This window comes from Streptomyces sp. NPDC056738 (assembly GCF_042790435.1).
Taxonomy (GTDB): domain Bacteria; phylum Actinomycetota; class Actinomycetes; order Streptomycetales; family Streptomycetaceae; genus Streptomyces.
Genome location: NZ_JBHTZF010000005.1, coordinates 212,258 through 236,121 on the forward strand (window position 1 = coordinate 212,258; position 23,864 = coordinate 236,121).

The 23,864-nt window shown below is 72.7% G+C and carries 20 protein-coding genes; 14 read left to right on the forward strand and 6 right to left on the reverse strand.

Annotation, left to right across the window (positions count from 1 at the left end; genetic code table 11):
- Positions 1–118 precede the first annotated feature (118 nt).
- A complete protein-coding gene (locus ACFRIC_RS15025; RefSeq protein ID WP_382784797.1) occupies positions 119–691 on the forward strand; it encodes a chloramphenicol phosphotransferase CPT family protein in 573 nt (190 codons plus the stop codon).
- A gap of 8 nt (positions 692–699) precedes the next feature.
- Positions 700–2,205, forward strand: a complete 1,506-nt coding sequence (locus tag ACFRIC_RS15030; protein WP_382784800.1) for a hypothetical protein — start codon at positions 700–702, stop codon at positions 2,203–2,205.
- Here the strand turns inward: ACFRIC_RS15030 and ACFRIC_RS15035 are convergent.
- Complete coding sequence (locus ACFRIC_RS15035) at positions 2,194–4,404, reverse strand: FG-GAP repeat domain-containing protein (protein ID WP_382784803.1); 2,211 nt, start codon at positions 4,402–4,404, stop codon at positions 2,194–2,196. The genes ACFRIC_RS15030 and ACFRIC_RS15035 overlap by 12 nt on opposite strands.
- Before the next feature lie 199 nt (positions 4,405–4,603).
- Here ACFRIC_RS15035 and ACFRIC_RS15040 point away from each other — a divergent pair, with 199 nt between their 5' ends.
- A complete protein-coding gene (locus tag ACFRIC_RS15040) occupies positions 4,604–5,104 on the forward strand; it encodes a GNAT family N-acetyltransferase (protein ID WP_382784806.1) in 501 nt (166 codons plus the stop codon).
- 27 nt (positions 5,105–5,131) lie between these two features.
- Entirely contained in the window at positions 5,132–6,007 is an 876-nt protein-coding gene (locus tag ACFRIC_RS15045) for a PhzF family phenazine biosynthesis protein (protein ID WP_382784809.1), read from the forward strand.
- A 198-nt stretch (positions 6,008–6,205) separates the two neighbouring features.
- Here ACFRIC_RS15045 and pntB read toward each other — a convergent pair whose 3' ends face one another.
- The 4 genes from pntB to ACFRIC_RS15065 form a co-directional block, all read right to left on the reverse strand.
- A complete protein-coding gene (gene pntB, locus ACFRIC_RS15050) occupies positions 6,206–7,660 on the reverse strand; it encodes a Re/Si-specific NAD(P)(+) transhydrogenase subunit beta (RefSeq protein WP_382784811.1) in 1,455 nt (484 codons plus the stop codon).
- Positions 7,661–7,666: 6 nt separating this feature from the next.
- Entirely contained in the window at positions 7,667–9,223 is a 1,557-nt protein-coding gene (locus ACFRIC_RS15055) for a Re/Si-specific NAD(P)(+) transhydrogenase subunit alpha (RefSeq protein WP_382784813.1), read from the reverse strand.
- Between the two features lie 212 nt (positions 9,224–9,435).
- A complete protein-coding gene (locus ACFRIC_RS15060) occupies positions 9,436–11,115 on the reverse strand; it encodes a sensor histidine kinase (RefSeq protein WP_382785911.1) in 1,680 nt (559 codons plus the stop codon).
- 32 nt (positions 11,116–11,147) lie between these two features.
- Complete coding sequence (locus tag ACFRIC_RS15065) at positions 11,148–11,810, reverse strand: response regulator transcription factor (protein WP_382784815.1); 663 nt, start codon at positions 11,808–11,810, stop codon at positions 11,148–11,150.
- A 146-nt stretch (positions 11,811–11,956) separates the two neighbouring features.
- Between ACFRIC_RS15065 and ACFRIC_RS15070 the strand changes: the two genes are divergently transcribed.
- The 5 genes from ACFRIC_RS15070 (at position 11,957) to lepB (ending at position 17,700) form a co-directional block, all read left to right on the forward strand.
- Entirely contained in the window at positions 11,957–12,658 is a 702-nt protein-coding gene (locus ACFRIC_RS15070; protein ID WP_382784817.1) for a PepSY domain-containing protein, read from the forward strand.
- A 245-nt stretch (positions 12,659–12,903) separates the two neighbouring features.
- Complete coding sequence (locus ACFRIC_RS15075; RefSeq protein WP_382784821.1) at positions 12,904–14,889, forward strand: fibronectin type III domain-containing protein; 1,986 nt, start codon at positions 12,904–12,906, stop codon at positions 14,887–14,889.
- 204 nt (positions 14,890–15,093) lie between these two features.
- Positions 15,094–16,701 (forward strand): multicopper oxidase family protein, encoded by a 1,608-nt coding sequence (locus tag ACFRIC_RS15080; RefSeq protein WP_382784824.1) that lies wholly within the window; start codon positions 15,094–15,096, stop codon positions 16,699–16,701.
- Positions 16,685–17,188 carry a hypothetical protein gene (locus ACFRIC_RS15085; protein WP_382784826.1) on the forward strand — a complete coding sequence of 168 codons (504 nt, stop codon included), beginning with the start codon at positions 16,685–16,687 and terminating at the stop codon, positions 17,186–17,188. Before ACFRIC_RS15080 ends, ACFRIC_RS15085 begins: the two co-directional genes overlap by 17 nt.
- Before the next feature lie 56 nt (positions 17,189–17,244).
- Positions 17,245–17,700: a signal peptidase I gene (lepB, locus tag ACFRIC_RS15090; protein WP_382784829.1), complete on the forward strand. Its 456-nt coding sequence runs from the start codon at positions 17,245–17,247 to the stop codon at positions 17,698–17,700.
- A 143-nt stretch (positions 17,701–17,843) separates the two neighbouring features.
- On the opposite strand, the gene ACFRIC_RS15095 is transcribed toward lepB, so the two are convergent.
- Positions 17,844–18,224 carry a response regulator transcription factor gene (locus ACFRIC_RS15095; RefSeq protein ID WP_382784831.1) on the reverse strand — a complete coding sequence of 127 codons (381 nt, stop codon included), beginning with the start codon at positions 18,222–18,224 and terminating at the stop codon, positions 17,844–17,846.
- Positions 18,225–18,415: 191 nt separating this feature from the next.
- Here ACFRIC_RS15095 and ACFRIC_RS15100 point away from each other — a divergent pair, with 191 nt between their 5' ends.
- The 5 genes from ACFRIC_RS15100 (at position 18,416) to hemC (ending at position 23,862) form a co-directional block, all read left to right on the forward strand.
- Positions 18,416–19,081, forward strand: coding sequence for a response regulator (locus ACFRIC_RS15100; protein ID WP_382784833.1), 666 nt, complete (start codon positions 18,416–18,418; stop codon positions 19,079–19,081).
- Complete coding sequence (locus ACFRIC_RS15105) at positions 19,074–20,528, forward strand: sensor histidine kinase (RefSeq protein WP_382784835.1); 1,455 nt, start codon at positions 19,074–19,076, stop codon at positions 20,526–20,528. The genes ACFRIC_RS15100 and ACFRIC_RS15105 overlap by 8 nt, the downstream gene beginning before the upstream one ends.
- A gap of 108 nt (positions 20,529–20,636) precedes the next feature.
- A complete protein-coding gene (locus ACFRIC_RS15110; protein ID WP_382784838.1) occupies positions 20,637–22,085 on the forward strand; it encodes a copper resistance CopC/CopD family protein in 1,449 nt (482 codons plus the stop codon).
- Between the two features lie 74 nt (positions 22,086–22,159).
- Positions 22,160–22,801: a DUF1775 domain-containing protein gene (locus tag ACFRIC_RS15115; RefSeq protein ID WP_382784840.1), complete on the forward strand. Its 642-nt coding sequence runs from the start codon at positions 22,160–22,162 to the stop codon at positions 22,799–22,801.
- A gap of 128 nt (positions 22,802–22,929) precedes the next feature.
- Positions 22,930–23,862, forward strand: a complete 933-nt coding sequence (hemC, locus tag ACFRIC_RS15120) for a hydroxymethylbilane synthase (protein ID WP_382784843.1) — start codon at positions 22,930–22,932, stop codon at positions 23,860–23,862.
- Positions 23,863–23,864 lie beyond the last annotated feature (2 nt).

Genomic DNA, 23,864 nt, shown 5'->3' on the forward strand with positions numbered 1-23,864 from the left:
CCGGGCCGCCCGGTCGCGGCTCACAACAGACCACTGTAGGAGGTCCCGGCCGAGGCCGTTGATGCCGTGGCCTCCGGGGTGTTCACGGTCGTCACGGCGGCCGTGTGATCATGACGGAATGACAGCCGGCCGCATCATCTTCCTCAACGGCACGTCGAGTTCGGGAAAGTCGAGTGTCGCCCGCGAGCTGCTCGACGTGCTGGACGACGGTGTGTTCTTCCATCTGGCGGTGGACAGCTTCAACGCGATGCGCACCAAGCGGACCCTCGGTGAGGCGGAGCTCGAGACCGCGCTGCGGCGGACGAGGATGGGCTTCCACCGCTCGATCGCCGCGATGGCCGAGGTCGGCAACGACGTCGTCGTGGACCATGTGCTCAGCGAGCGGTGGCGGTTGCTCGACTGTCTGTCGGTCCTTCCCGCGGAGAACGTGCTGTTCGTGGGTGTCCACTGTCCGTTGGAGGAACTCGAGCGCCGGGAGAGGGCGCGCGGAGACCGCCCGTCGGGTCTGGCCGCGTATCAGTACGACCTCGTACACCGTCACGGCGACTACGACCTGGAGTGCGACACCGGCACGTCGAGCCCGCGTGAATGCGCCGAGCAGATCAAGGAGTTCCTTCCCCTTCGCCCGACCCCGACAGCCTTCGCCCGGCTCCGTGACCGTCACGTGCGCGTCGAGCCCGAGGGGAGGTGAGGCGGTAGATGGGCCTGTTCGTCCGTTCGTGGAGGGCCGTCGTCGTCCTCCTGCTCGCGCTGACCGGCGTGACGTCCGTCCTCTCGGGGTGCTCCTCGAACGGGGGAGACGACGTGGAGCTGGTCGCTCCCCCGGTCGTCTACGTCTCCCGGGATCCGCACCGGACCGCTCACGACCTGCGAGTCCAGGAAAGGGCTCTCGACGGGAAGACGGTCGAACTGCGGGTCACCTTCGACGCCGCCGATCTGAAGGACGTCGTCACCGTCCGGCGCGCACTCGACGACTGCGTTGTCCATCTGCCCGTCTATCACTGCGACACGCAGGTGGGGGCAGGTCCAGGAGGCATCCAGGCCTTCCATCTGAGTCCCGCGAAGGGGGCGAAAGCGGGTGACTCCGGCGTCCTGCGCTACCGCGTCACCGCTCCCGGCATGAGGCCCCTCACCGGTAAGACCCGCATCGTGGTCGGCCGACCGGAACTCCGGGTCGCGACCCGTCTCCGTCAGGGCCCTGTGCAACCCGGTGAGAGCCTCGCGGTCCGTCTGACCGTACGCAATGTCGGTGACGTGCCCGCCCGCGGAGTGGCGTTGAGCATGGAAGCGCATGACGGAGTCACCATCGGCAGTCGGCACACCAACTGCTATTACCGGGGCAGCACTTCGGTGTGGTGCCGGCTCGCCGCCGACGACGTCGTCATTCCGCCCGGCCGGTCGTACAGCCTGGCCGTCCCCGAACACCTTCGGGCGGCGCGTGACGCCGGCTATCCGACCGTCGACGTGAGTGCCGCCGCCGTCGGAACCGAGTACGTTCCACCGGTCGCATCGTGGCACCGGCCGGACGACGGGACACGCCTGCGGCTCGTGCCGGCGACCGTGACCGACCCCGCCGTGCCGGACAAGGCCGGCGACGGGCCACAGGTGCTCCACGTGCCGGTGCGCAACCGGAGCGAGCTCGCGGCGATCGCCGACACGGCCCGCGGCCCCGTCGGCAGTCTGGCCACCGTGCGGATCGGCGTGCGCAACGACGGCCCCGGCTCGCTGCCGACCACGGTGAGGGTCGTCTTCACCGTGCCGGAGGGCACCACGGTCGTGGAGTCGCCGTACAGCTTCGCCGGCGACGAGGAAGCGATCGACCAGGACTGCCGGGCAGTTGCCGCCGACGACACGCCTCTGGCCGAGGCGTTCGTGAAGCAGCCCAGCGCCCGACGGTACGTGTGCACGGCTCGCGTCGAGGCTGTGGGAGCCACGACGACCTTCCCGTTCACCCTCCGCATCGACACCGGCACCGACACCGTCGACCGGCGCGGCCGCGTCACGGTCTCGGACGGCGACTCCGCGCGCCCCAGCCGGGACACCACGCCGACCGACGACGCGGCGGACGTCGTCGTGTCCGTGTGGCCGGGCCCGGCCTGGGCCACCCCCGGCTTCTACGTCGGCGCCGCCGTCGTCATCGCCCTGCTCGCCGCCGCCCTGGCCCTGTACACGCGGCGCCGAAGGCCGGCCTCCTCAGCCGAGTGAGGCCCAGGACTTCCAGTACGTCGAATCCCCCGCCTGGACACGGCTCTTGAAGGAGCCCGTGCCCGTTCCCGCGTTGAGCCAGAGGGTGTTGGAGGTGTCCCGGGAGATCAGGTCGTTCCTGCCGTCGCCGTTGATGTCGCCGGCGCCGATGACGTCCTTGTAGGTGCGGCCCCAGTCCTTGAACACCTGCACGCGGTCCTTGAGTTTGCCGGTGCGGGTGCCGTCGTAGCGCCAGAGCTTCCCCGTACCGTCCAGGGCGAGGACGTCCCCGAGGCCGTCGCCGTTGAGGTCGCCCGCGCCGATGACACGCTTGTAACCCGTCCAGGCGGTGCGGATCCTCACCCGGGGCAGGAATCCGTCGCTCCCGTTGTGGGCGTACAGGTACAGATCACCGGAGGCCTTGTTCCGGGCCAGCAGGTCGGGGCGGCCGTCGCCGGTCTGGTCGCCGCTGGAGAGCAGGACGTCGTACGCGCTCCAGTCCCGCGACAGGCGCCGGTAGGCGGAGTCGGGTGTGGGCAGGCCGCCGCAGACCGGGGTGTAGAGCCGCGCCTCGCCGCCGGGCAGCCGGACCACGAGGTCGTTGCAGCGGTTCCCGTCGAAGTCGCCGAACGGCACGATCCGGGTCTCGGCCGCCCAGGGGCGCGCCTGGAACGTACGGAGCGGATTGGCGCCGTCCTGCGTGAGCAGGTTCATCGTGCCGGAGAGGCCGGTGCCCAGGATGTCCGAGCGGGTGTCGTCGGCGTAGTCGTGCCACTTGGGCAGGGCTCGGGTGCCCGTCGTCGCGGTGAACGCGGTGGGCGCGGAGCCGTCGGCCGCGGACTGCGTCCAGACGGCGACCGGGCGCCCCTTGTCGTCGGTCGCCACGCGGCCCGCGCTGGTGGTCCCGTCCGTCAGGGAGTTGAGGGTGCGCGGCTTGCCCACACTGCCGACCGCGACGGTCTGGGCGACGAAGTCGCGGCGGACCGTGTGCCCCGAGAGGAAGCGCTTCTGGGTGTACGTGAGCACGAGCGAACCGTCCGCGGTGCGGGTGCTGCCGAGCGAGTCGGCCTCGGTGTCACCGGCCAGGTCCTGCGGGGCCTTCCAGCCGCTCCCGGTCGCCTGGCGCGTGGCGACGGCCGGTCCTCTGGCGCCCGAACCGACCGCCGTGACATCGCCGTTCGGCGCGGTCAGCAGGTCGGCGGGCCGGGTGTCGTTCGCGTAGATCCCGGTGCTCTCGGTCGGACCCCAGTTCGCCGCCCCCGCGGGCTTGCGGGCGTAGTTGTTGAAGGAGAGCAACTGGAAACCGCCCTGCGGGTGGGCCGCCAGCGTGACCAGCCGGGGTTTCTCGCCGAGCTGCGGCAGATCCCGCGGCGCGGTCCAGGAGGCCGAACCGGCGGGCTTCTCCAGGTACTTGTAGTACCACTGGTAGGCGGTGGGGTCCGGGTCGACGCCGTCGCCCGTGTAGTAGCTGTCGCCGCCCCAGATCAGCCCGAGGGCGCCGTCCTTGGCGACGGCGAGGCGCAGGTCCCGCAGGTGGTAGTCGTAGACGTTGTCGGGCCGGACGATCGGCTCCGGGAGCCGGTCGAGGACCGTGGGCGCGGACCACGCGCCGGTCGGTCCGGGGCGCTCGGACACGGTGAGCCGGTGGTCCTTGTCCATCCAGGCGACGGCCTGGCGGCCCGTGGGTCCCGCCGCGACCGTGGTGACGGCGGTTCCCCGGAAGTAGCCGTCCGTGGCCGAGGTGCCGGCCGCGACGACCTCGGCGGGCCCGAAGGCGGTCGCGTCGGGTGCCAGCCGGGACAAGCGCAGGGTGCCGGTCGTCGCGTCCGCGGCCTTCTCCCACCACACGAGGACGAGCGCGCCGTCGTCCGTGCGATGGAGCGTCGCGCCGGGGGCGGGCTCGGCGGACCGCCAGGTCGAACTGCCCGCGGGCCTGACCGACAGCACGGTCTTGCCGCCCTGTTCGAAGAGACCCGCCAGGGTGCCGCCGCGCGAGGACTGGAGGTCGATCACCCGGGTGACGCCGGGAAGCTGCTTCGGCGTGGCCCAGGGGCCGATGCCCACGGCGGTCGCGGCGGCCGTCGCGGCGGTGCCGCTCGCCGTGGCGGTGGCGGCGGCCGTGGTGGTGGACGGGACGGCGTGCGCGCACGGCACCGTCACCGTCAGCGCGAACACGGGAACCAGCGCGCTGCCCAGAAGCGCGCGCGAAGACGTGATCATGTGGAAGGCCCCCCCGGGCTTGAACTCATGAAGTAGCCGCAGCGTATCTCAGCCATGATCATGGAGCCGTCTCGCCCCGGCAGTGGTCACGCGAGGCCGACGTCTCGGCCTGCGGGGCCCCTCACCGCCGGCTGCCTCGCCCCGCGCTCGGAGCGAAATCCCGGGGCCGCGACCGGCCCCGCCTGCATAGAGTTCGGTCATGCCCGTTTCGCCGCACCTGCAAGAGATCACCCCCGACAACTTCGAGGCCGCCATCGCGCTGAGGGTCCGGCCCGACCAGGAACACGCGGTGGCGCCCGTGGTGAAGTCGCTCGCCGAGGCGTACGTGCACCCCGGCATCGCCTGGCCCCGGCTCATCCGCGACGGCGACGAGGCCGTCGGATTCCTCATGGCCTTCTTCGACATCGACTGGACCGGCGACGGCACCGACCTCCGCTCCGGGCTCTGGCGCCTCAACATCGCCGCCGGCCGGCAGGGCCGGGGCTACGGGCGCTTCGCCGTGCGGTCGGTGGCCGACGAGATCCGGCGCCGCGGAGGCACGCGCCTGACCACCACGTGGCATCCAGGAGCGGACGGACCCGGGGAGTTCTACCGGACGTTGGGATTCACGCCGACCGGAGAGACCAGCGGCGACCAGACGGTGGGCGTGCTGGAACTCGACCGGGCGCCGCTTCCCGCCGCACCCGGGCGGACGGAATAGCCACTTGACGCCCCACGTTCCACGATCATGACGATCAACGCGCCGCATGCCGAGGTCCTGCGCTACACCGCCTTCTCCGGCACCCCCGACGGCGGGAATCCAGCGGGCGTCGTCCTGGACGCCTCCGCCCTGGACGACAGCGAGATGCTGGCCATCGCGGCCGACCTCGGATACTCGGAGTCCGCGTTCCTGACCGCACCCCCGGAGGACCTCGGTGGCCCGGAGGGACGGTCGTACACCATCCGCTACTTCAGCCCGAAGGCGGAGGTGCCGTTCTGCGGGCACGCCACCGTGGCCACCGCCGTCGCGCTGGCCGAGCGGATCGGGCCCGGTGAGCTGGTGTTCGCGACGCGCGCCGGTGTCGTACCGGTGGAGGTGACCCAGGAGAACGGGACGGTCCGGGCGACGCTCACGAGCGTCGAGCCGCACGTCGAGGGGATCGCCGACACCGACCTGGACGAGGCGCTCGCCGCGCTCGGCTGGCCCGCCGGCGATCTCGACCCGGCCTTCCCGCCCCGCATCGCGTTCGCGGGTGCCCGCCACCTCGTCCTCGCGGCCGCGACGCGCGCTCGCCTCGCGGACCTCTCGTACGACTTCGCGCGCCTCGAAGCCCTGATGCACCGCCTGGACCTGACCACGGTCCAGCTCGTCTGGCGGGAGTCGGCCACGGTCTTCCACGTCCGTGACCCCTTCCCCGTCGGCGGCGTCGTCGAGGACCCGGCGACCGGCGCCGCGGCCGCCGCGTTCGGCGCCTACCTCCGTGAGCTCGGTCTGGCCCCCGAGGAAGCCGTCCTCACCCTGCATCAGGGCGAGGACCTGGGCCGCCCCGGCGAACTCACGGTGACCCTGCGCCAGGGCGACCCCCGCGTCCACGTCAGCGGCGCGGGAACACGCATCGACTGACCGGTCGGCTCCGGCTCTCCTCGCACACGAACCCACGCCGCCGCGCCCGGGCGGTCCCACCCGGCCGGGAAAGCGCACGGCCCGCCGCCGCCCCGCGCACACGAGCGCGCGGGGCGGACGACGGGCCTTCCCCGGAAAGGGGGACGGACGACGGTGCGGCTGTACCGGAAGCGGAGGCCGTGTGCCCGGGTGCCGGGCTCAGCGGGCGAGGGCGGCCTCGTTCGACGCCTGGGACCGGGGGTCGGAGGGAAGCGCGCGCAGGATGTCCTCGACGCTCTGCTTGGCGTCGCCGAACAGCATGCCGCTGTTCTCACGGAAGAACAGCGGGTTCTGCACACCCGCGTAACCCGAGGCCATCGAGCGCTTGAAGACGACCACCTGCTCCGCCTCCCACACCCGCAGCACCGGCATGCCCGCGATCGGGCTCGCCGGATCCTCCTCCGCGGCCGGGTTGACGGTGTCGTTGGCACCGATGACCAGGACGACCGAGGTGTCGGAGAGGTCGTCGTTGATCTCGTCCATCTCCAGCACGATGTCGTACGGCACCTTGGCCTCGGCCAGCAGCACGTTCATGTGCCCGGGCAGACGGCCCGCCACGGGATGGACACCGAAGCGCACCTCGACGCCCCGCTCCCGCAGTTGACGCGTCAGCTCGGCGACCGGGTGCTGCGCCTGCGCCACCGCCATGCCGTAGCCGGGGGTGATGACGACGGACCGGGCCTGGACCAGAAGGTCGGCCACCTCCTGGGCGTGGACCTCGCGGTGCTCGCCCTGCTCCTCGTCCCCGCCGGAGGGAGCCTCGATACCGAACCCGCCCGCGATGACCGAGATGAAGGAACGGTTCATCGCCTTGCACATGATGTACGACAGGTAGGCACCCGAGGAACCGACCAGCGCGCCCGTGACGATCAGCAGGTTGTTGTCGAGCAGGAACCCCGCGGCCGCGGCGGCCCAGCCCGAGTAGCTGTTCAGCATGGAGACGACGACCGGCATGTCGCCGCCGCCGATCGACGCGACCAGGTGCCAGCCCAGGACCAGCGCGAGGACCGTCACGGCGATCATCAGGCCGAGGGAAGGGGTGACGGTGAACCAGACCGTCAGGGCCACGAACGCCACCAGCGCCGCGACGTTGAGCGCGTTCTTGCCCGGCAGGACCAGCGGACGGGACTTCATGCGCGCCGACAGCTTGAGGAACGCGACGATCGAGCCGGTGAAGGTGACCGCGCCGATGAAGATGCCGATGAACACCTCGGCGTGGTGGATCCCCAGCAGGTCGGACGTGACGTGCCGCTGCGCGGCTCCGTGCGCCTCGACCTCCAGGTAGCTGTTCCAGCCGACCAGCACCGCGGCGAGGCCGACGAAGCTGTGCAGCACGGCGATGAGTTCGGGCATCTGGGTCATCTCGACCTGCCGCGCCCGCCAGATGCCGATCGCGGCGCCGAGCACCATCGCGACGACGATCAGGGTGACCGCGCCCGCGGTGATGCTCTGTGCCGCCAGCACGACGGTGGCGACCAGGGCGAGGGCCATGCCGGCGATGCCGTACACGACACCGGCACGGGAGGTGCGGTGCTGGGACAGTCCGGCCAGGCTGAGGATGAACAGCAGGGCGGCGACCAGGTCCGCCGCATGGGAGGCTGTGATGGACGTCATGGCGGCTCAGCCCTTCGAGAACATGGACAGCATGCGGCGGGTGACGGCGAAGCCGCCGAAGATGTTCACACTCGTCAGCAGGATCGCGATGAACGAGAGGGTGGTGACGACCGCGCTCTCGTGCCCGATCTGCAGCAGCGCCCCGATCACCACGATCCCGGAGATCGCGTTGGTGACCGACATCAGCGGTGTGTGCAGCGCGTGGTGCACCTTTCCGATCACGTAGTAGCCGATCACCACCGCCAGCGCGAAGACCGTGAAGTTCGCCGCGAGTTGCGCGGGGGCGAAGGCGACCAGGGCGAACATCGCCAGCATGCCCGCGCCGATCAGGGCGAACCGGGCCGCCGGGGTGAGCCGAGGCTCCTTCGCCGGGGCGGCCGCCGGCGCGGGAGCGGGCTGGGGCGCGGTCTGGGCCGACACGGCCACGGGCGGCGGGGGCCAGGTGATCTCACCCTCGCGTACGACGGTCACGGCGCGCTGGACCACGTCGTCGAAGTCGATGACCAGCCGGCCGTCCTTGCCGGGCGTCAGCAGCTTGATCAGGTTCACCAGGTTGGTGCCGAAGAGCTGGGAGGCCTGGGTGGGCAACCGCGACGCGAGATCGGTGTAACCGATGATGGTGACGTCGTTGTCCGTGACCACGGTGCGGCCGGCCACGGTCCCCGCGACGTTGCCGCCCTGCGCGGCGGCCATGTCGACGACGACGCTGCCGGGCTTCATCGCCGCGACGTCCTCCGCCGTGAGCAGGCGGGGGGCCGGGCGGCCCGGGATCAGCGCGGTCGTGATGACGATGTCCACGTCCTCGGCCTGCCCGTGGTACAGGGCGGCGGCGGCTCGGTCGTAGTCGGCGGAGGTCGCCTTGGCGTACCCGTCGGTGCTCTCCTCCTGCGCGACGTCCACCGCGAGGTATTCGCCGCCCAACGACCGCACCTGGTCGGCCACTTCCGGCCGCGGGTCGGTCGCCCGGACGATCGCGCCGAGACTGGAGGCGGCACCGATGGCGGCCAGGCCGGCCACACCGGCCCCGGCCACCAGGACCTTCGCCGGCGGGACCTTGCCCGCGGCCGTCACCTGACCGGTGAAGAAGCGCCCGAACACGTGCGCCGCCTCGATCACGGCCCGGTACCCGGCGATGTTGGCCATGGAGCTGAGCACGTCCATGGACTGCGCCCGCGAGATCCGCGGTACCGCGTCCAGGGCCAGCACGGTGATGGGCCGGTCCGCGAGCTCCGCGAGGAGGTCCGCGCGCTGGGCCGGACCGATCAGACCGATCAGCGTCGAACCGTCGGACAGGCGCGCGATCTCGCCCGTCGACGGAGCGTTGACCTTGAGGACGACGTCCGCCTGCCAGGCGTCGCCGATCCGCGCTCCGGCGTCACCGTACGCGTCGTCCGTGAAACCCGACGCCGTACCGGCGTCCGACTCGACGACGACCTCGTAGCCCAGCCCCACCAACTGGCGCACGGTGGCGGGCGTCGCCGCGACACGGGTCTCCCCGGGAGTGGACTCGGCCACCACTCCGACGACCTGGGGCGGGTGATGGGCCGATTCTTCTGCGGGCATGGTGATGTCTCCCTCAGGGGGCGCAGATGTGCAGGCACGAATGGGTGATTCAGGGGGAGTCCACGCCCCTTGGACGCAGGAACTTACATGGTGCGGCCCGCTGTTCGGCACAGCGCGCAGCCGTGACTTGTTTCACGCGAGGTCTGTTGCCGACAACACGGTGAGGTGCGGTGTTCCGGCGTTCCGGACATGTTTCCCGGCGCTCCGGCGCCTCAGGAACGCGACGCGTGAGGGAGTACGGGCGCCACGGGCAGGCACAGTTCGAAGAGCGCGCCGCCGGACGGCGCCTCTCCCGCGGTGAGCGTGCCACCGTGGCGGCGGGCCACGTCGCGGGCGATGGCCAGGCCGAGCCCGGCGCCGCCGTCGTCGCGGGCCCGCGCGTCGTCCAGCCGTACGAACCGCTCGAAGATGCGCTCACGTTCGCCCGCCGGCACTCCGTCGCCGTCGTCCGCGACGGTGAGGACGATCCGGTCCTTCTGCCTCGCCACCCGCACGACGACCTCGTCGCGCGCGTGCCGCTGCGCGTTGTCCAGCAGATTGCCGATGACGCGCCCCAACTGCCCACGGGAGCCCGTCACCTGCAGGTGACCGTCGGTGTGGCAGGACACCGGCGTGCGGCCGGCCGGACGGTGTTCCGCCTCCTCGCGGACCAGCTCGCCGAGGTCGACGAGCCCCTGACCCGGCCGCTCCCCGGCGTCGAGCCGGGCGAGCAGCAGCAGGTCGGCGGCGAGGTGCTGCAACCGCTCGGTGTCCTTGACCGCGCCGGGCACGTCCAGCAACTGCGGATGGGCGGAGCCGACCTCCAACTGGGTGCGCAGCGAGGCGATGGGGCTGCGCAGTTCGTGGGAGGCGTCGGCGACGAAGCGGCGCTGCCGGTCGACGGCGGCCTCCAGCGCGGTGAGCGTCTCGTTGGTGGTACGGGCCAGCCGGGCCACCTCGTCGTGCGAGGCGGGTTCCGGGACGCGCCGGGACAGGTCCTCGGAGGCGGTGATCGCCGCCATCTCGCGCCGGATGCCCTCCACGGGGGCGAGCGCGCGCCGCGTCACCAGCCAGGTCACCCCTCCGACGACGAGCAGGATCAGCGGCAGCCCGGCCAGCATCGCCGCCGCGGCGCTGCGGACGGCGCTCTCGCGGGCCGCGAGCGAGGCCCCCGCGTGGACCAGCACCGTCCGGCCGCCGAGGTCCGTGGCCTTGATGGTCGCGAAGCGGTACGGGGCACTGTGGCCGTCGACCACCGCGCGCCCGGAGCCTTCCTGGACGGTGTCGCCGATGGTCCCGATGGCGGGGTCGTTCGCCTCGGGCGACGGGCTGCCGTCGGTGCCGTGGTCGTCCGTACCGTGATCGTCCCTGCCGCGGTCGTCCGAACCGTGGCCGCCGGACGTGCTGTCGTCCGAAGCGGATGTGCTGTCGTCCGACGCGTCGTCGGAGCCGCGGTTCTGGTCCCGCCCGCGGCCGTGGTCGTCGCCGGATCCGATGACGAGCTGTGCGGCGGGATCCGGGGCGGGCGTCGTGGTCGCGGACGGCGAGAGGGAGGACGCAGAGGATGGGGAGGGGGAAGGAGAGGGGGGAGACGTGGCGGGGGAGGGGGCGGAGCGCGGCACGCGGACGGTGGTCACACCGGTGCCGCTGATGCTCTCCAGCCCGTCGCCGACGGCCAGCAGCCGGCCGTCCTCGTCCGTCACCTGTACGGGGATTCCGTCCCGCGCGCCCTCCGGCAGCGTCAGCCGGGCGTCGCCCCCGCGCCAGGTGGCGACGCCGAGGGCGATCCTGCGGGCGGTGTCGTTGGCCTCGCTCTGCGCCTGCTCGGTGAGGTTCACGCGCAGGGACATCAGCACCGCGACCCCCGCGGCCATCAGCGCGACCGTCACCACGGCGGTGGCCCACAGAACCATCGTGGCCTTCACGGAGCCGAGCGGCCGCCCCTTCACGAGGCCACCATCCGGTAGCCGGCGCCGCGTACGGTCTGGATCGTGTCGGGGCCGAGTTTGCGGCGCAGCGTGCTGATGTACACCTCGACGATGTTCGGGTCGCCGTCGTAGGCGAAGTCCCAGACGTGCTCCAGGATCTCGGGCTTGCCGACCACCTGTCCGGCCCGTGTCGCGAGCTGTTCCAGCACGGCGAACTCCTTCGCGGTCAGTGTCACTTCCGTATCGTCCCGGCACACCCGGCGCGTCGACGTGTCGACGACGAGCCGTCCCACGCGCAGGACCGGCGACGCCCCGGCCGAACCGCTGCGGCGCAGCAGCGCCTTGACCCGCGCCACCAGCACGACGTACGAGAACGGTTTCGTGAGGTAGTCGTCGGCACCCGTGTCCAGGCCCTCCGCCTCGTCGTACTCGCCGTCCTTGGCCGTGAGCATCAGGATCGGCATGTTGTGGCCTGCCGCGCGCAGGGCGGCGCAGACGCGGTAGCCGTTGAGGCCCGGCAGCATGATGTCGAGCAGCACCAGGTCGTGGACGCCCTCGGCGGCCAGGTGCAGGCCCTCGTTCCCGTCGTGGACGACGTCCACGGCGAAGCCCTCGGCCCGCAGGCCCTTCGCCAACGAGAGCGCGAGCCGCTTCTCGTCCTCCACGATCAACAGGCGCATGTGCCGAGTCTCCCAAACGGAACCTGAAGGGATCTTCAGGTGGCTTCAGGTCCCCTTCAGCTTTCCCCGGGCACCTTGGCGTCACCGAACAGTCAGGACACGGATACGACACGGGCCGGGCGGACGTCCGGCCGGGGAGGCTCGACATGAAGCGCACCACCTCCATCGCCACCGTCCTCGTGACCGCCGTACTCATCGGCGGCGGGTACTCGGCGCTCGCGACGGCGGACACCGACCGGCACGGCGGCGGTCCCGAGGACCGGCCGTCCGCCACCGCGTCGCCGGCACCCGCACCGTCCCCGGCGGCGACGTCCCTGACGGCGGCTCAGGCGGCCGCCGCCGCGCGGAAGGCGTACCCGGGTACCGTCACCGCGGTCGAACTCGACGCCGACCACCCGGGCTACTGGGAGGTGCACATCGTCGGCGCCGACCAGGTCCGTCGCGAGGTACGCGTCGACGTACGCACGGGCGCCGTCACCCTGGACCGGCGCGGCGACGACGACCGCCGGGGTGACGACCACGGCGTGCGCTCGGGAACCGACGACCACGGCGCGGCCACCGCCGGAGACGACCGGGGCCGGGGAAGGGGCGGACGGGACGACGCTCCCGGTGACGACCACGGGGTGGCCCCGGGAACGGACGACCACGGCGCGGCCGGCGCCGGAGACGACCGGGGCCGCGGTACCGGCGGACTGGACGACGCGCCGGGGGACGACCACGGTGTCCACGTCGGCGGTGACGACCACCCGAGTGCGGGGGAGGACCACGGCGGGGACGATCACGCCGGTGACGACGGCGGGCGTGGCCGCGGCCGGCACCGGGGCGGCCACGGCGGCGACGACCGCTGACGGTTCCCCGGCCTCGCCGGTGGCGGGCCCGGACTCCCCAGTGACGGGGTCGGACTCCCCGGCGACGGGTCCGGCTCCCCGGCGACGGGGCCCGGCGCGAGGAAGACCCCTCCAGATTGGGGATGGGCGGGTGCCCAAGACAAGGCTGCCGCGGCGCGGCCGGGTCGGACAGGCTGGCACCCGCTCATCGCTGCCGACCGCCCGGCGCAGCCCGGTCCGGGTACGGCCAAGGAGGGGAAGTCGTCATGACCAAGTTCGCGCGGGGCGGAGGAAGGCGGAAGGCCACCGCCGCCGGCCTCGTCATCTCCGGCATGGTGATCAGCGCGTCGGTCGCGCCCGTCACCGCCCACGCCGCCGTTCCGGCCTTCCCGGACAACATCACCATCTTCCCGGACCGGGACTTCGTCTCGATCGACGGCTTCTCCGAGCACGCGGGGGAGCAGGTGACGATCGAGGTGCAGCGCCCGCACGTCGGGCTCATCGGTTCGGCCACCGGCACGATGGCGTCGGCGACCTCGATCGCGGCGGGCAACCCGGCCATCGAGGTGAACCACCCCGGCGGCCTGTGCTGGGGAGCCGGCGGCGGCCTCCAGGTGACGCCCGACATCCGCACCGGCGACGTCGTGTCGGTCAAGTTCGGGGGTGCCGTGGCCGCCGACGCCACGGCCCTCGACGTCGGTGTCACCGGCGGGGCCCTGACCACGCCGACCACCCTGGTGATCCAGGGGCGGCTCGGATCCGCGGTCGACCCGACGTTCCTGGAGCAGCGGATCATCGAACCGGCCCTGCGGGACACCGAGGTGGCCCGGCGCGACGTGCGGGCCGTTCCGGGTGCCGTGGCCAACGCCCCCAAGGGCGGCTACTCCTCCGGCATGGAGGTCGCCGACGGCACCTTCACCGCCACGTACAAGTTCCTGAACGCGGACACGGCCGCCGTCGCCGCCGACGGCCTGTACACCGTGACGAGTTGGCAGGACCAGGATCCCGACGGCAACACGCAGGGCGTGACGATCGCGGAGTTCGGCGAGGTGGGCGGCCCCGGGATGGGCGGCTGCCCGGCCGGAGCGGTTCAGCAGGGACCCGCCTCGCCCACCGGAGTCGTGGTCCACGACGAGGGCGACACGACCTCGGTGAGCTGGACTGCACCCCGGTCGGCTCCCGGCGCCGCACCGATCCTCGGCTACACCGTGCGGGCCGTCGACCGGCTCAGCAAGAAGGGCGTGCAGGGCGAGGTGGGCGTCCGCGTCAACGACCCGGACGCGACCTCGGTGACCCTGCCGGGTTCCGTGGCGGGCAAGCGCGTCGAGGTGAGGTCCTTCGGCGAGGCGGGCGAGTCCTGGCCGCCCGCGCTGCCGGGCGACACCGCCTCGGCCGACGCCACGCCGCCGACCGTCTCGGCCAAGCCCGCCGGAGGGTTCTACACCGCCGACACCACGGTGACCCTCACGGCCAACGAGCCGGGCTCGGAGATCTACTACACGCTCGACGGCTCCGACCCGCTGGAGGCGGGCACCACCGGACCCGCGGCGACGCTGTACACCGGGCCCTTCGACCTGAAGGCGTCCGACGGGTCCAGGACGCTGCGGTTCGTGGCCTTCGACCCGGCGGGCAACGCCTCGCAGGCGCGGATGGAGAGGTACACGTTCGGGTCCGCCACCGCGCCCGGCGCCCCGCAGTCGGTGACCGCGCAGGCCGCCAACGCGAGTGCCACCGTCCGCTGGACGGCGCCCGAGGACCCGGGCACCTCGCCGGTCACGGGCTACGAGATCACCGCGACGCCCGCCTCCGGCACGGCCGTCACGGCCACGGCCGGGGCCAGCGCCTCCAGCGTCGTGCTCACCGGGCTGAAGAACGACACGAAGTACGCCGTGACGGTCGTCGCCGTCAACGCGGTGGGCAAGGGCGCCTCGTCCACGCCGGTCGACGTCACCCCCAAGGTGCCCGCGGTCGACAAGCTCGCGATCACGCTCGCCAAGTGGAAGTCCGGCGACCTGCGGCTCGAAGGCACCGGGTCCGTTCCCGGCGCGTCGCTGACGCTGCGCTCCGGTTCGCCGACCGGCCCCGTCTTCGCCACCGACGTCATCGTGCAGCCGCCCGCGGCGGGCGCGGCCAACGGCACGTGGAGCCTGCGCCTGCGGTCGGGCAGCGCCGCGACCACGAACCCCTCCCCGGTCTACATCTCCTCCGACAAGGGCGGAACCCTGGGGCCGGTGACCGTGCCGAACGGCTAGACCGTGGCCGGTCCGAGCGACCGGCACCCCGGCGGGGGGCGTGCGCCGTGCCGCGCACGTCCACTGCCGGGGCCCGTCAGGACAGGGCGGTCGAAAGCAGCCCCTCCTCAGTTCCGAGAAGACCGGGGCATCCGCGACTCCATGGGGGAGAGCGCGGTGCCCGAGCCGCCGGTGCGGCGGCCCACCATGGGGGTGAACCCACACATGCAAGACAACGCCCTGTCCCGGCGTGACGTGATGAAGTACGGCGTCCTGGCGTCGGCGGCCCTGGCGCTGCCGTTCGAACGCGTCGTGCGCGCCAAGACTGCTTCGGACCGGATCGCGGTGAGCAAGTTCCCGAAGCCCTTCACCGTGCCGTTCGCGGTACCGCCCGAGGCCGTGCCGACGAAACGGTCGAGCACGACGGACTACTACACGGTCACCATGCGCAGCGCCATGACCGAGATCCTGCCCGGCCTGAAGACCGAGACCTGGTCGTACGACGGGTCGTTCGGCGGCCCGACGATCCGGGCCACCCGGGGCCGGCCGGCCGTCGTACGGCACATCAACGCGCTGCCCAGGGTGCATCCACGCCTGGGGTACGAGTCGTGGACCTCGGTGCACCTGCACGGTTCGGCGTCGCTGCCCGAGTACGACGGCTACGCGAGCGACGTGACGCGCACGGGCGAGTACAAGGACTACCACTACCCGAACTCCCAGGACGCGCGCACCCTTTGGTACCACGACCACGGCGTGCACCACACCGCGGAGAACGCGTACATGGGCCTCGCCGCGATGTACACGATGCACGATGCCCTGGAGCAGTCGCTGCCGATCCCGCACGGCCGCTACGACGTGCCCCTGATCGTCCGCGATGCCATGTTCGACCGCGACGGACAGCTCCTGTACGACGACGGCGGCCACTCCGGCATCTTCGGCGACGTGATCCTGGTCAACGGGCGGCCCTGGCCGGTGATGAAGGTCGAGCGGCGCAAGTACCGCTTCAGGATCCTGAACGGCTCGATCTCGCGCGGCTACAAGTTCGCGCTGAGCACCGGCGACCCGTTCGTCTTCATCGGCACGGACGCGGGCCTGATGCCGCAGCCCCGCTCGGTGACCAGCTACCGGCACGGCATCGCCGAGCGCTACGAGGTGATCATCGACTTCGCCAAGTACAAGGTCGGCCAGCGGGTGGTGCTGCAGAACCTCAGCGTCCCGAACGTCGAGGACTTCGACACCACCGGCAATGTCATGGCCTTCGACGTCGTGGGCGATGCCACCGACCTGTCCGGCAACGCCATCCCGGACGTGCTGAACCCGAACGCGCCGGCCATGGACCTGACCGCCGCGATGGCGAAGAAGACCCGCAAGTTCGAGTTCATCCGCAAGGACGGCATCTGGACCGTCAACGGCAAGACCTGGGCCGACGTCGTCGCCTCCGACTACGAGTACGTCTGGGCCGATCCGTCGCTCGGGGACGTCGAGATCTGGGAGTTCGAGAACAAGTCCGGCGGCTGGTGGCACCCCGTCCATGTGCACCTGGTCGACTTCAAGATCCTGGACCGCAACGGCAAGCCGCCGTCGCCGTGGGAACTCGGCGGCAAGGACACCGTGTTCGTCGGTGAGAACGAGACCGTGCGCATGGTGGTCAAGTTCGGTCCGAACACCGGGCGTTACATGATCCACTGCCACAACCTGGTGCACGAGGACCACGACATGATGGCGCAGTTCCGGGTCGGTCCGCCCGCCGACGGACACCACCCGGTGTACGCGGCCCCCGCCGAGTCCTGGCCCGCCCCGACGCTGGGATACGACGATGACTCCATCGACTGAGGCGCCCCTCGCCGAGGCGGGCGTCTCCCCGGCGGGCCCGCGATGGGGCCGGCCCGTGCCGGCCCGTCGCCTCGGGGCCCTGCTCTGCGCCGCCGCGACCGCCGGGGACCTGGTGGTCTTCCAGCAGAACCTGGCGTACGGGCTGTCCGTGTCGCTGCCCTTCCTGGCGGCGGCCGTCGTCCAACTCGACCTCGTCCGGCGGGTGTGGGCCTCGCCGCGTACGGCCGCGGCCCTGTCCGCGGTCCTCGTCCTGGGACTGCTGATCGGCCTGCAGACGGTCGCCGTACGGGGAGGCGCGACCTTCGGGCCGCGCGACGAACCGCTGCGGGCCGGGCCGGTCGCGACGGCGGCGCTGCTCCTGCGGCTCGCCGCCCTGCCCTGCCTGCTGCGCGCCCTCTCCGGCCGCGGGCGGGCCTGGGCCGTCAACGGCCTCCTCGTCATCGGGACGGTGCTGTGGACGTTCGGGCTGACCGGCCTGGCGGGGTGACACGGCCGGGGCGGTGCGCGGTACGACGGTCTGTCGTACCGCGCACCGCCCTGCTCGTGTTGCCGGCCGTGGCGTTGCTGGTCGGCAGCTTCTTCGTCGCGCCGGTGCGGGTCGAGTCGACCAGCATGGAGCCGACCCTGCTGTCCGGGGACCATCTGCTCGTCGACGACCACGCGTACCGCGACGCCCCGCCCGGGCGCGGCGACCTCGTGGTGTTCGCGGGCTCCGGAGGGACGCTGGTCAAACGGGTCGTGGCGGTGGGCGGGGACACCGTCGCGATCGAGGACGGGGTCCTGGAGGTCAACGGGCGTGCCGTCCGGGAGCCGGCGGTGGATCCGAAGACGGTCGACGGGATGTACTACGGGCCCGCGCGGGTACCGTCCGGCACCGTCTTCGTGCTGGGCGACAACCGCCGGCACTCCGTGGACTCCCGGCAGTTCGGACCGGTCCCGCTCACCGAGGTGACCGGACGGGTGATCCTGCGCTGGTGGCCACGCCCCGGCCGACCGTGACCGGTGCGCGGGACCGGGCGGGACCTGGGTCGGGGGGACCGTGATCGGTGCGGGGACCCGGGGCCGCCCCGGGGACGGTGGCGGGTGTGCGGACCGGGGGACGTGACGGGTGCGCGAGTGCTCGGCACCGGACCGCGCACTCCTTACGGGTTCACCGCACCGGGGGCGCCCGCCACGACGGCGTCCAGCACCGCCTCGATCCCCGCGTCCTTGTGCAGGATCGTCGCCGCCCCGGCGTTCAGGGCCGCCCGCTCCAGCCGGCCGCCGACGGCGGAGGTCAGCACCACGACCCTGGTTCCCGGGCGGAGCGCCAGCAGCCTCCGGGTCGCCTCCGCCCCGTCCAGGACGGGCATGACCAGATCCATGAGGACCACGTCCGGCAGCAGCCGTTCCACGGCGTCGACGGCCTCGGCGCCGTCGCACGCCACACCCACCACGTCCACGAGCGCGCTGCGGCCGAGCGCACCGGCCAGGGTGTCCCGTACGAGCGGGTGGTCGTCGACGACGAGCAGGCGAATCGGCATGGTCCAACGGTGCCTCGTCCCGGGCTTCACAGCCACCCCCAAACCGGAGGGGTCCACACCCTGAACCCGAGGGGTCGCGGACCCGGGAGGACACATTTTCTCCACAGCATGTGTTCCCTTCATCCACACCGTGATTCCATGGCGTATGCGTTCCGGCCAGAGTGGCGGTCCGCTGAGTGGGTGGGGAGAACATGCCGGGACAAGGGGGTTCGCCGACGACGCGTGTGCTGATCGTCGACGACCATCGGACATTCGCGGAGCTTTTGGCCTTCGCGCTGGGTTCCCAGCCGGACTTCGACTGCGCGGGCTGGGCGGGCACCGGGGCGGCGGCCGTCGAGCTGGCGACCAGGGAACGGCCCGACATGGTCGTGATGGACATTTCGCTCGGCACGGAGAACGGCCTCGAGGTCACCCGGCGGATCCGGGAGGCGACGCCGGACGCGACCGTCGTGATCGTCTCCGCGCACCGTGATCCCGACTGGGTGGTCCGCGCCGCACAGGCCGGCGCGAGCGCGTTCGTGCCGAAGTCCGGTTCGCTGGAGGAGATGCTGGGCGTCCTGCGCGACGTACGGCAGGGATCGATGCTCGTGTCGGCGTCCATGTTCGGCGAACCGCCCCGGCCGCCGGCCACCGGCGACCCCGCCGTGGCCAGTCTGACCGCCCGCGAGTCCGAGGTGCTCACGCTGATGGGCAAGGGGCTGGCCCCGGCCGCGATCGCCCGGCTTCTGGGCATCAGCGTCAACACCTGCCGCGGCTATGTGAAGTCGATCCACCTCAAGCTCGGGGTGCGCTCCCAGCTCCAGGCCGTGGTGAAGGCGCAGCAACTCGGTCTCGTCGAGGCGCACAGCGATGGCTGACCGCGAGGGCGTGACGGCGGACGACCGCGAGGGCGCGACGGCGGACGACCGCGAGGGGATGACGGCGGACGGCCGTGAGCGTGAGACGACGGTGGGCCGCTACCGCGCCTCGAAGGCCCGCCGCCCCGGCACGGCGGCCCCGACGACGGAAGCCGGGGGCAGCAGAACGGTCCGGCACGCGGTGATCGCCATGGTGCTGATCGGACTCGGCGCCTTCACGGTCGTCGGCGCCGCCACCGTGTTCGCCGCCGAGTCGATCGCCAAGCGGACCGCCCTCGCCGAGGCGGCCCGGTCCGCGCAGCTCATGGGCAACGTGATCTTCAAGCCGGTCATGCCCCGGCTGATCCGCGGCGACCGCACCGCGTGGGCACAGCTCGACGAGGCGGTCCGGGCCCGCGTGAGCGAGGCCGGCGTCGTGCGCGTGAAGGTGTGGAACCGGCAGGGCGTCGTGCTCTACTCCAACGAGCACCACGCCATCGGGATGTCCTTCCCCCTCAACGACGACGTGCGCAAGACCATCGACCAGCACGCCAGTTGGGCGGACCTCTCCGACCTGTCCGACGAGGAGAACATCACCGAACCCCACGGTGACAGCCGTCTCGTTGAGGTCTACGTCCCCCTGGACCTGGCCTCCGGCGAACGGCTGGCGCTGGAGGTGTACTCCACCGACGAGCGGGTGGCCACGGCGCGCGGGGAGCTGATGGAGACCCTCGTACCGTTCTCGATCCTGGCGCTGCTGCTCCTGCTCCTCGCCCAGCTCCCCGTTTCCGTGCAGTTGCTGCGCCGGGTCAGCCAGGCCGACGCGGAGCGCAGCCGGCTGCTGAGCAAGGCGCTCACCGCCTCGGAGCGCGAGCGGCGCGCGATCGCCCGCGACCTGCACGACGGTGTGGTCCAGGACCTCGCCGGTGTCGGGTACGCCCTCGCGGCCGTGCGGGCCGACCTGCCGCCCGGCACATCGGCGGCGGCGGGCGGCATGCTCGACAGGATCTCCGAGGTGCTGCGGGGCGCCGTCGGCTCGCTCCGCACGCTGATGGTGGACATCTATCCACCGGACCTGACCGAGGACGGGCTGCCGCAGGCAGTCGAACTCCTCGCCGAGCGCCTGCGCCGGGAGGGGATCACCGTCACCACGACCGTCGACGTCCGGGCCGCGCTGGGACCGGATCTGGCGGCGGCCGCCTACCGCTGCGCCCGGGAGTGCGTGACCAACATCCTCAAGCACGCCGAGGCGGGCCGGGCGTCGATCGACGTCACCGGCGGCCAGGACCGGCTGCTGGTCGTGGTGACGGACGACGGAAAGGGGCCGGGCACCGCCCTCGGCAGCACCGGTCATCTCGGACTGCAGCTCATCCGGGACACGGCCAGCGAACTGGGCGGCGAGGTCACGGTCGCGGAGCGCGCGGGCGGCGGCACCGAGGTGCGCACCGTGCTGGCGGTGCGCACCTGACCCCCTCGTTTTGAGGGGTCCGCACCCCCCAAGGGCGAGGCTGCCGGTGACAGCGGCGGGGCGACACCCTGGACGTGACGTCCGACCACTGCACCCGGGGGGAAACGGATGCGCCGCATCGTCACCACGCTGTGCCTCGTCCTGTGCGCGCTGTGGCTCCAGGCCCTGACCGCGGGCCCGGCCGCCGCGCACACCGGGCTGCTGTCGAGCGAGCCCGCGTCCGGCCAGGTGCTGCCGCGCCTGCCGGCCAAGGTCGCGCTGACGTTCCGGCAGCCCGTGACCGCGGGAGCCGACGCGGTGCGGGTCTTCGACGACCACATGCGCCGGATGGACCTCGGGGGCCACCCCGACGACCGGTCGCGCCGGACGCTGCGGACCGCCCTGCCCGGAAGCCTGCGCGCCGGCACCTACACCGTGGCCTGGCAGGTGACCTCGCCCGACGGGCATCCCGTGGCGGGCAGGTACCGGTTCTCCATCGGCACGGCCACCCAGGTCGTAGGCGTCGTGCCCTCCCTCGCCGGCGCGAACGGCGCCTGGGCCGGCCGGCTCCTCGGTGCCGCCCGCGGCATCGGCTACGCGGGACTCGCCCTGGGACCGGGCGTGCTGCTGGTCGCGCTGTGGCTGTGGCCCGCCGGGCTGCGCGACCGCAGGACCCGCGTCCTGCTGTGGGCCGGGCTCGGCCTGCTGGCGGCCGGCACGCTCGCGGTCCTCACCGTCCACACCGTCTGGGCCGACGGCCGGCCCCTGGCCGAGGCCTGGTCCGGCTCGGACGCCCACCAGCACGCGGTGACGGCAGACCTGGCCTACGCGGTGCGCTTCTACTCCCTGCTCGCCCTCGGCGCCGCGACCGCGGTGGCCACCGCGTCGGCCGGGCGGGACAGGCCCGCCAGACCGCTGGTCCTGGCGACGACGGCCGCGGCCGTCGTCCTGTGGGGCACCTGGCCGACGACCGGGCATGCCGTCGACGGCCGGTACGCGCCGCTCGCGGTGGCCGTCGATCTCCTCCACCTGGCCGCCATGACGCTCTGGCTGGGCGGGCTCGCGCTGGTCGCCGCCGTCCTGTCGCGCCCCGCGCACTCCGGCGAACTGACCGCCGTACTGCCCCGGTTCTCGCGGCTGGCGTTCACCGCCGTCGTCGTCCTCGTCGTCACGGGGACCTGCCAGGCCTGGCGGGAGGTGGGCTCCGCCGGACATCTCCTCGACACCCCGTTCGGGCGGTTGCTCCTGCTGAAGTCGGCCGGAGTCGCCACGATCGTCGCGCTCGGCGGCCTGGCCCGCCGCTGGGTCCGGCGCCACGCCACCCGCCCGGCAACCCTTCCGCCGGCGGCGCTCGACAAGGCGGTCGACACGGCGGGCGGGGCGGCGGTCGACACGGCGGGCGGGGCGCCCGCCGGGCCGGCGGTCACGACGCTCACCCTCACTGCGCCGGCCCCGCCCGCGCCGCCTGACGCCGCGCTCGTACGAACCCTGCGGCGCGGCCTGCTGGCCGAACTGCTCGTCGCGGCCCTCGTGCTGGGCGTCACAGCGGCCCTCGTCACGGCCGCTCCGCCCGCATGACACGGATCCCCACCCGCCGACCCGACGCGTGGGCAGCGGCACCGAAACCGAACTGCCCCGAGAGGAACCCGACCATGAACCTCCTTCCCCCGGCCCGGGCGGCCGCGGCCCTGATCGCCGCGGCACTGCTCCTGGTCTCGGCGGCCCCCGCCTGGGCCCACGTGCACGTGCACGCCGACGGAGCGGTGGCCCCGGGGGCGGCCGACGTCCGCATGACGTTCCACGTGCCGAACGAGAAGCCGTCCGCGCGGACCGTCGCCGTACGGATCGAGGCCCCGGAAGGCGTACGAGGACTGCGCGCGGAGCAGGTGACGGGCTGGACCGCCGAGCCGGCCGCGGCGGGCGACGGGGGCAGGACGGCCGCCTGGTCGGGCGGGGAGATCGGCGGAGAGGACGAGGCCGACTTCGTCGTGCACATCGACCACCTGCCCACCGGGGTGTCGGAACTGGCCTTCGTGGCGCGGCAGGAGTACGACGACGGCGAAGTCGTCACCTGGGACCAGAAGACGGAGGCGGGACAGCCCGAACCGGAGCACCCCGCACCCGTGTTGAACCTGACGGGGGCACCGGCCGCCGATGCCGTGGCGCACAGCGCGAACGCCCCGGACGCCTCCTGGACGGCGGCCGTCGTCTGCGGGGTGCTGCTCCTCCTGGCGGCCGCGGGGCTCCCGGTGGCGCGCTCCGCCGCGAGGCGTCGCGGCGCCGCGACGCCTTGAGCCGCCGGACGCTGCGCGGGACCCGTTCTCGGCAGCCCGTCCGAGCCTCGAACACCCGTCCCGGGCTGCCGAGTTGGGCCTTCGGGTTCGGCGCGGAACGCCGGCTCCGACGCACTATCGTGTACGACATGTCCGCCCCTGAGCTGATCCGCATCGTCTCCCGTGACTCGCCCATGGCCCTGGCCCAGGTGGAGCGCGTCCGCGCCGAACTCGGCGTGCTCCATCCCGGTGTCCGGACCGTGGTGGTCCCGGTCAAGACGACCGGCGACAAGTGGATGGGAGATCTCTCCCAGGTCGAGGGCAAGGGGGCGTTCACCAAGGAGGTCGACGCCGCGCTCCTCGCCGGGGAGGCGGACGTCGCGGTGCACTGTGTCAAGGACGTGCCCGCGGACCGGCCGTTGCCCGCCGGCACGACCTTCGCGGCGTTCCTCAAGCGGGACGACATCCGTGACGCCCTCGTCCACCCCGGCGGCCTGTCGCTCGACGAGCTCCCCGCGGGCACCCGGATCGGAACGTCCTCGGTGCGCAGGGCGGCCCAACTCGCCGCCTCCCACCCGCATCTGCGGTGCGTGCCGTTCCGCGGCAACGCCAACCGCCGTCTGGACAAGCTCGCCGCCGGCGAGGCCGACGCACTGCTGCTGGCCGTCTCCGGGCTGGAGCGCATCGGCCGGCCGGACGTGATCACCGAGGTCCTGTCGGCCGAGACGATGTGCCCGCCGATCGGGGCCGGTGTGCTGGCTCTTCAGTGCCGTGAGCAGGACACGGCGACGATCGACCTCGTCAGTGGTCTGAACGACGCCGACACCTATCGGGAGGCCACGGCGGAGCGGATGTTCCTCCACGTCCTCCAGGGTCACTGCAACAGCCCGATCGCCGGCTACGCGAAGGCGTCCCGGGGCGATCTGTCGCTGCGGGCCTGCGTGTTCAGCCCCGACGGGAAGACCGTCCTGAACGCCCACGAATGGGCCGGACGGCTCAGCCCGTCGGACCTCGGTGCCTCCGTCGCGCTGGCCCTGCTGCGGCAGGGCGCCCGCGAACTGATCGACGGCATCGCCCACTGACG

What these genes read in the sequence shown, in the direction of transcription:
- ACFRIC_RS15025 (WP_382784797.1), top strand. Translation starts at nt 119, where the DNA reads ATGACAGCCGGCCGCATCATCTTCCTCAACGGCACGTCGAGTTCGGGA.
- ACFRIC_RS15030 (WP_382784800.1), top strand. Translation starts at nt 700, where the DNA reads ATGGGCCTGTTCGTCCGTTCGTGGAGGGCCGTCGTCGTCCTCCTGCTC.
- ACFRIC_RS15035 (WP_382784803.1), bottom strand. Translation starts at nt 4,404, where the DNA reads ATGATCACGTCTTCGCGCGCGCTTCTGGGCAGCGCGCTGGTTCCCGTG.
- ACFRIC_RS15040 (WP_382784806.1), top strand. Translation starts at nt 4,604, where the DNA reads ATGCCCGTTTCGCCGCACCTGCAAGAGATCACCCCCGACAACTTCGAG.
- ACFRIC_RS15045 (WP_382784809.1), top strand. Translation starts at nt 5,132, where the DNA reads ATGACGATCAACGCGCCGCATGCCGAGGTCCTGCGCTACACCGCCTTC.
- pntB (WP_382784811.1), bottom strand. Translation starts at nt 7,660, where the DNA reads ATGACGTCCATCACAGCCTCCCATGCGGCGGACCTGGTCGCCGCCCTG.
- ACFRIC_RS15055 (WP_382784813.1), bottom strand. Translation starts at nt 9,223, where the DNA reads ATGCCCGCAGAAGAATCGGCCCATCACCCGCCCCAGGTCGTCGGAGTG.
- ACFRIC_RS15060 (WP_382785911.1), bottom strand. Translation starts at nt 11,115, where the DNA reads ATGGTTCTGTGGGCCACCGCCGTGGTGACGGTCGCGCTGATGGCCGCG.
- ACFRIC_RS15065 (WP_382784815.1), bottom strand. Translation starts at nt 11,810, where the DNA reads ATGCGCCTGTTGATCGTGGAGGACGAGAAGCGGCTCGCGCTCTCGTTG.
- ACFRIC_RS15070 (WP_382784817.1), top strand. Translation starts at nt 11,957, where the DNA reads ATGAAGCGCACCACCTCCATCGCCACCGTCCTCGTGACCGCCGTACTC.
- ACFRIC_RS15075 (WP_382784821.1), top strand. Translation starts at nt 12,904, where the DNA reads ATGACCAAGTTCGCGCGGGGCGGAGGAAGGCGGAAGGCCACCGCCGCC.
- ACFRIC_RS15080 (WP_382784824.1), top strand. Translation starts at nt 15,094, where the DNA reads ATGCAAGACAACGCCCTGTCCCGGCGTGACGTGATGAAGTACGGCGTC.
- ACFRIC_RS15085 (WP_382784826.1), top strand. Translation starts at nt 16,685, where the DNA reads ATGACTCCATCGACTGAGGCGCCCCTCGCCGAGGCGGGCGTCTCCCCG.
- ACFRIC_RS15095 (WP_382784831.1), bottom strand. Translation starts at nt 18,224, where the DNA reads ATGCCGATTCGCCTGCTCGTCGTCGACGACCACCCGCTCGTACGGGAC.
- ACFRIC_RS15100 (WP_382784833.1), top strand. Translation starts at nt 18,416, where the DNA reads ATGCCGGGACAAGGGGGTTCGCCGACGACGCGTGTGCTGATCGTCGAC.
- ACFRIC_RS15105 (WP_382784835.1), top strand. Translation starts at nt 19,074, where the DNA reads ATGGCTGACCGCGAGGGCGTGACGGCGGACGACCGCGAGGGCGCGACG.
- ACFRIC_RS15110 (WP_382784838.1), top strand. Translation starts at nt 20,637, where the DNA reads ATGCGCCGCATCGTCACCACGCTGTGCCTCGTCCTGTGCGCGCTGTGG.
- ACFRIC_RS15115 (WP_382784840.1), top strand. Translation starts at nt 22,160, where the DNA reads ATGAACCTCCTTCCCCCGGCCCGGGCGGCCGCGGCCCTGATCGCCGCG.
- hemC (WP_382784843.1), top strand. Translation starts at nt 22,930, where the DNA reads ATGTCCGCCCCTGAGCTGATCCGCATCGTCTCCCGTGACTCGCCCATG.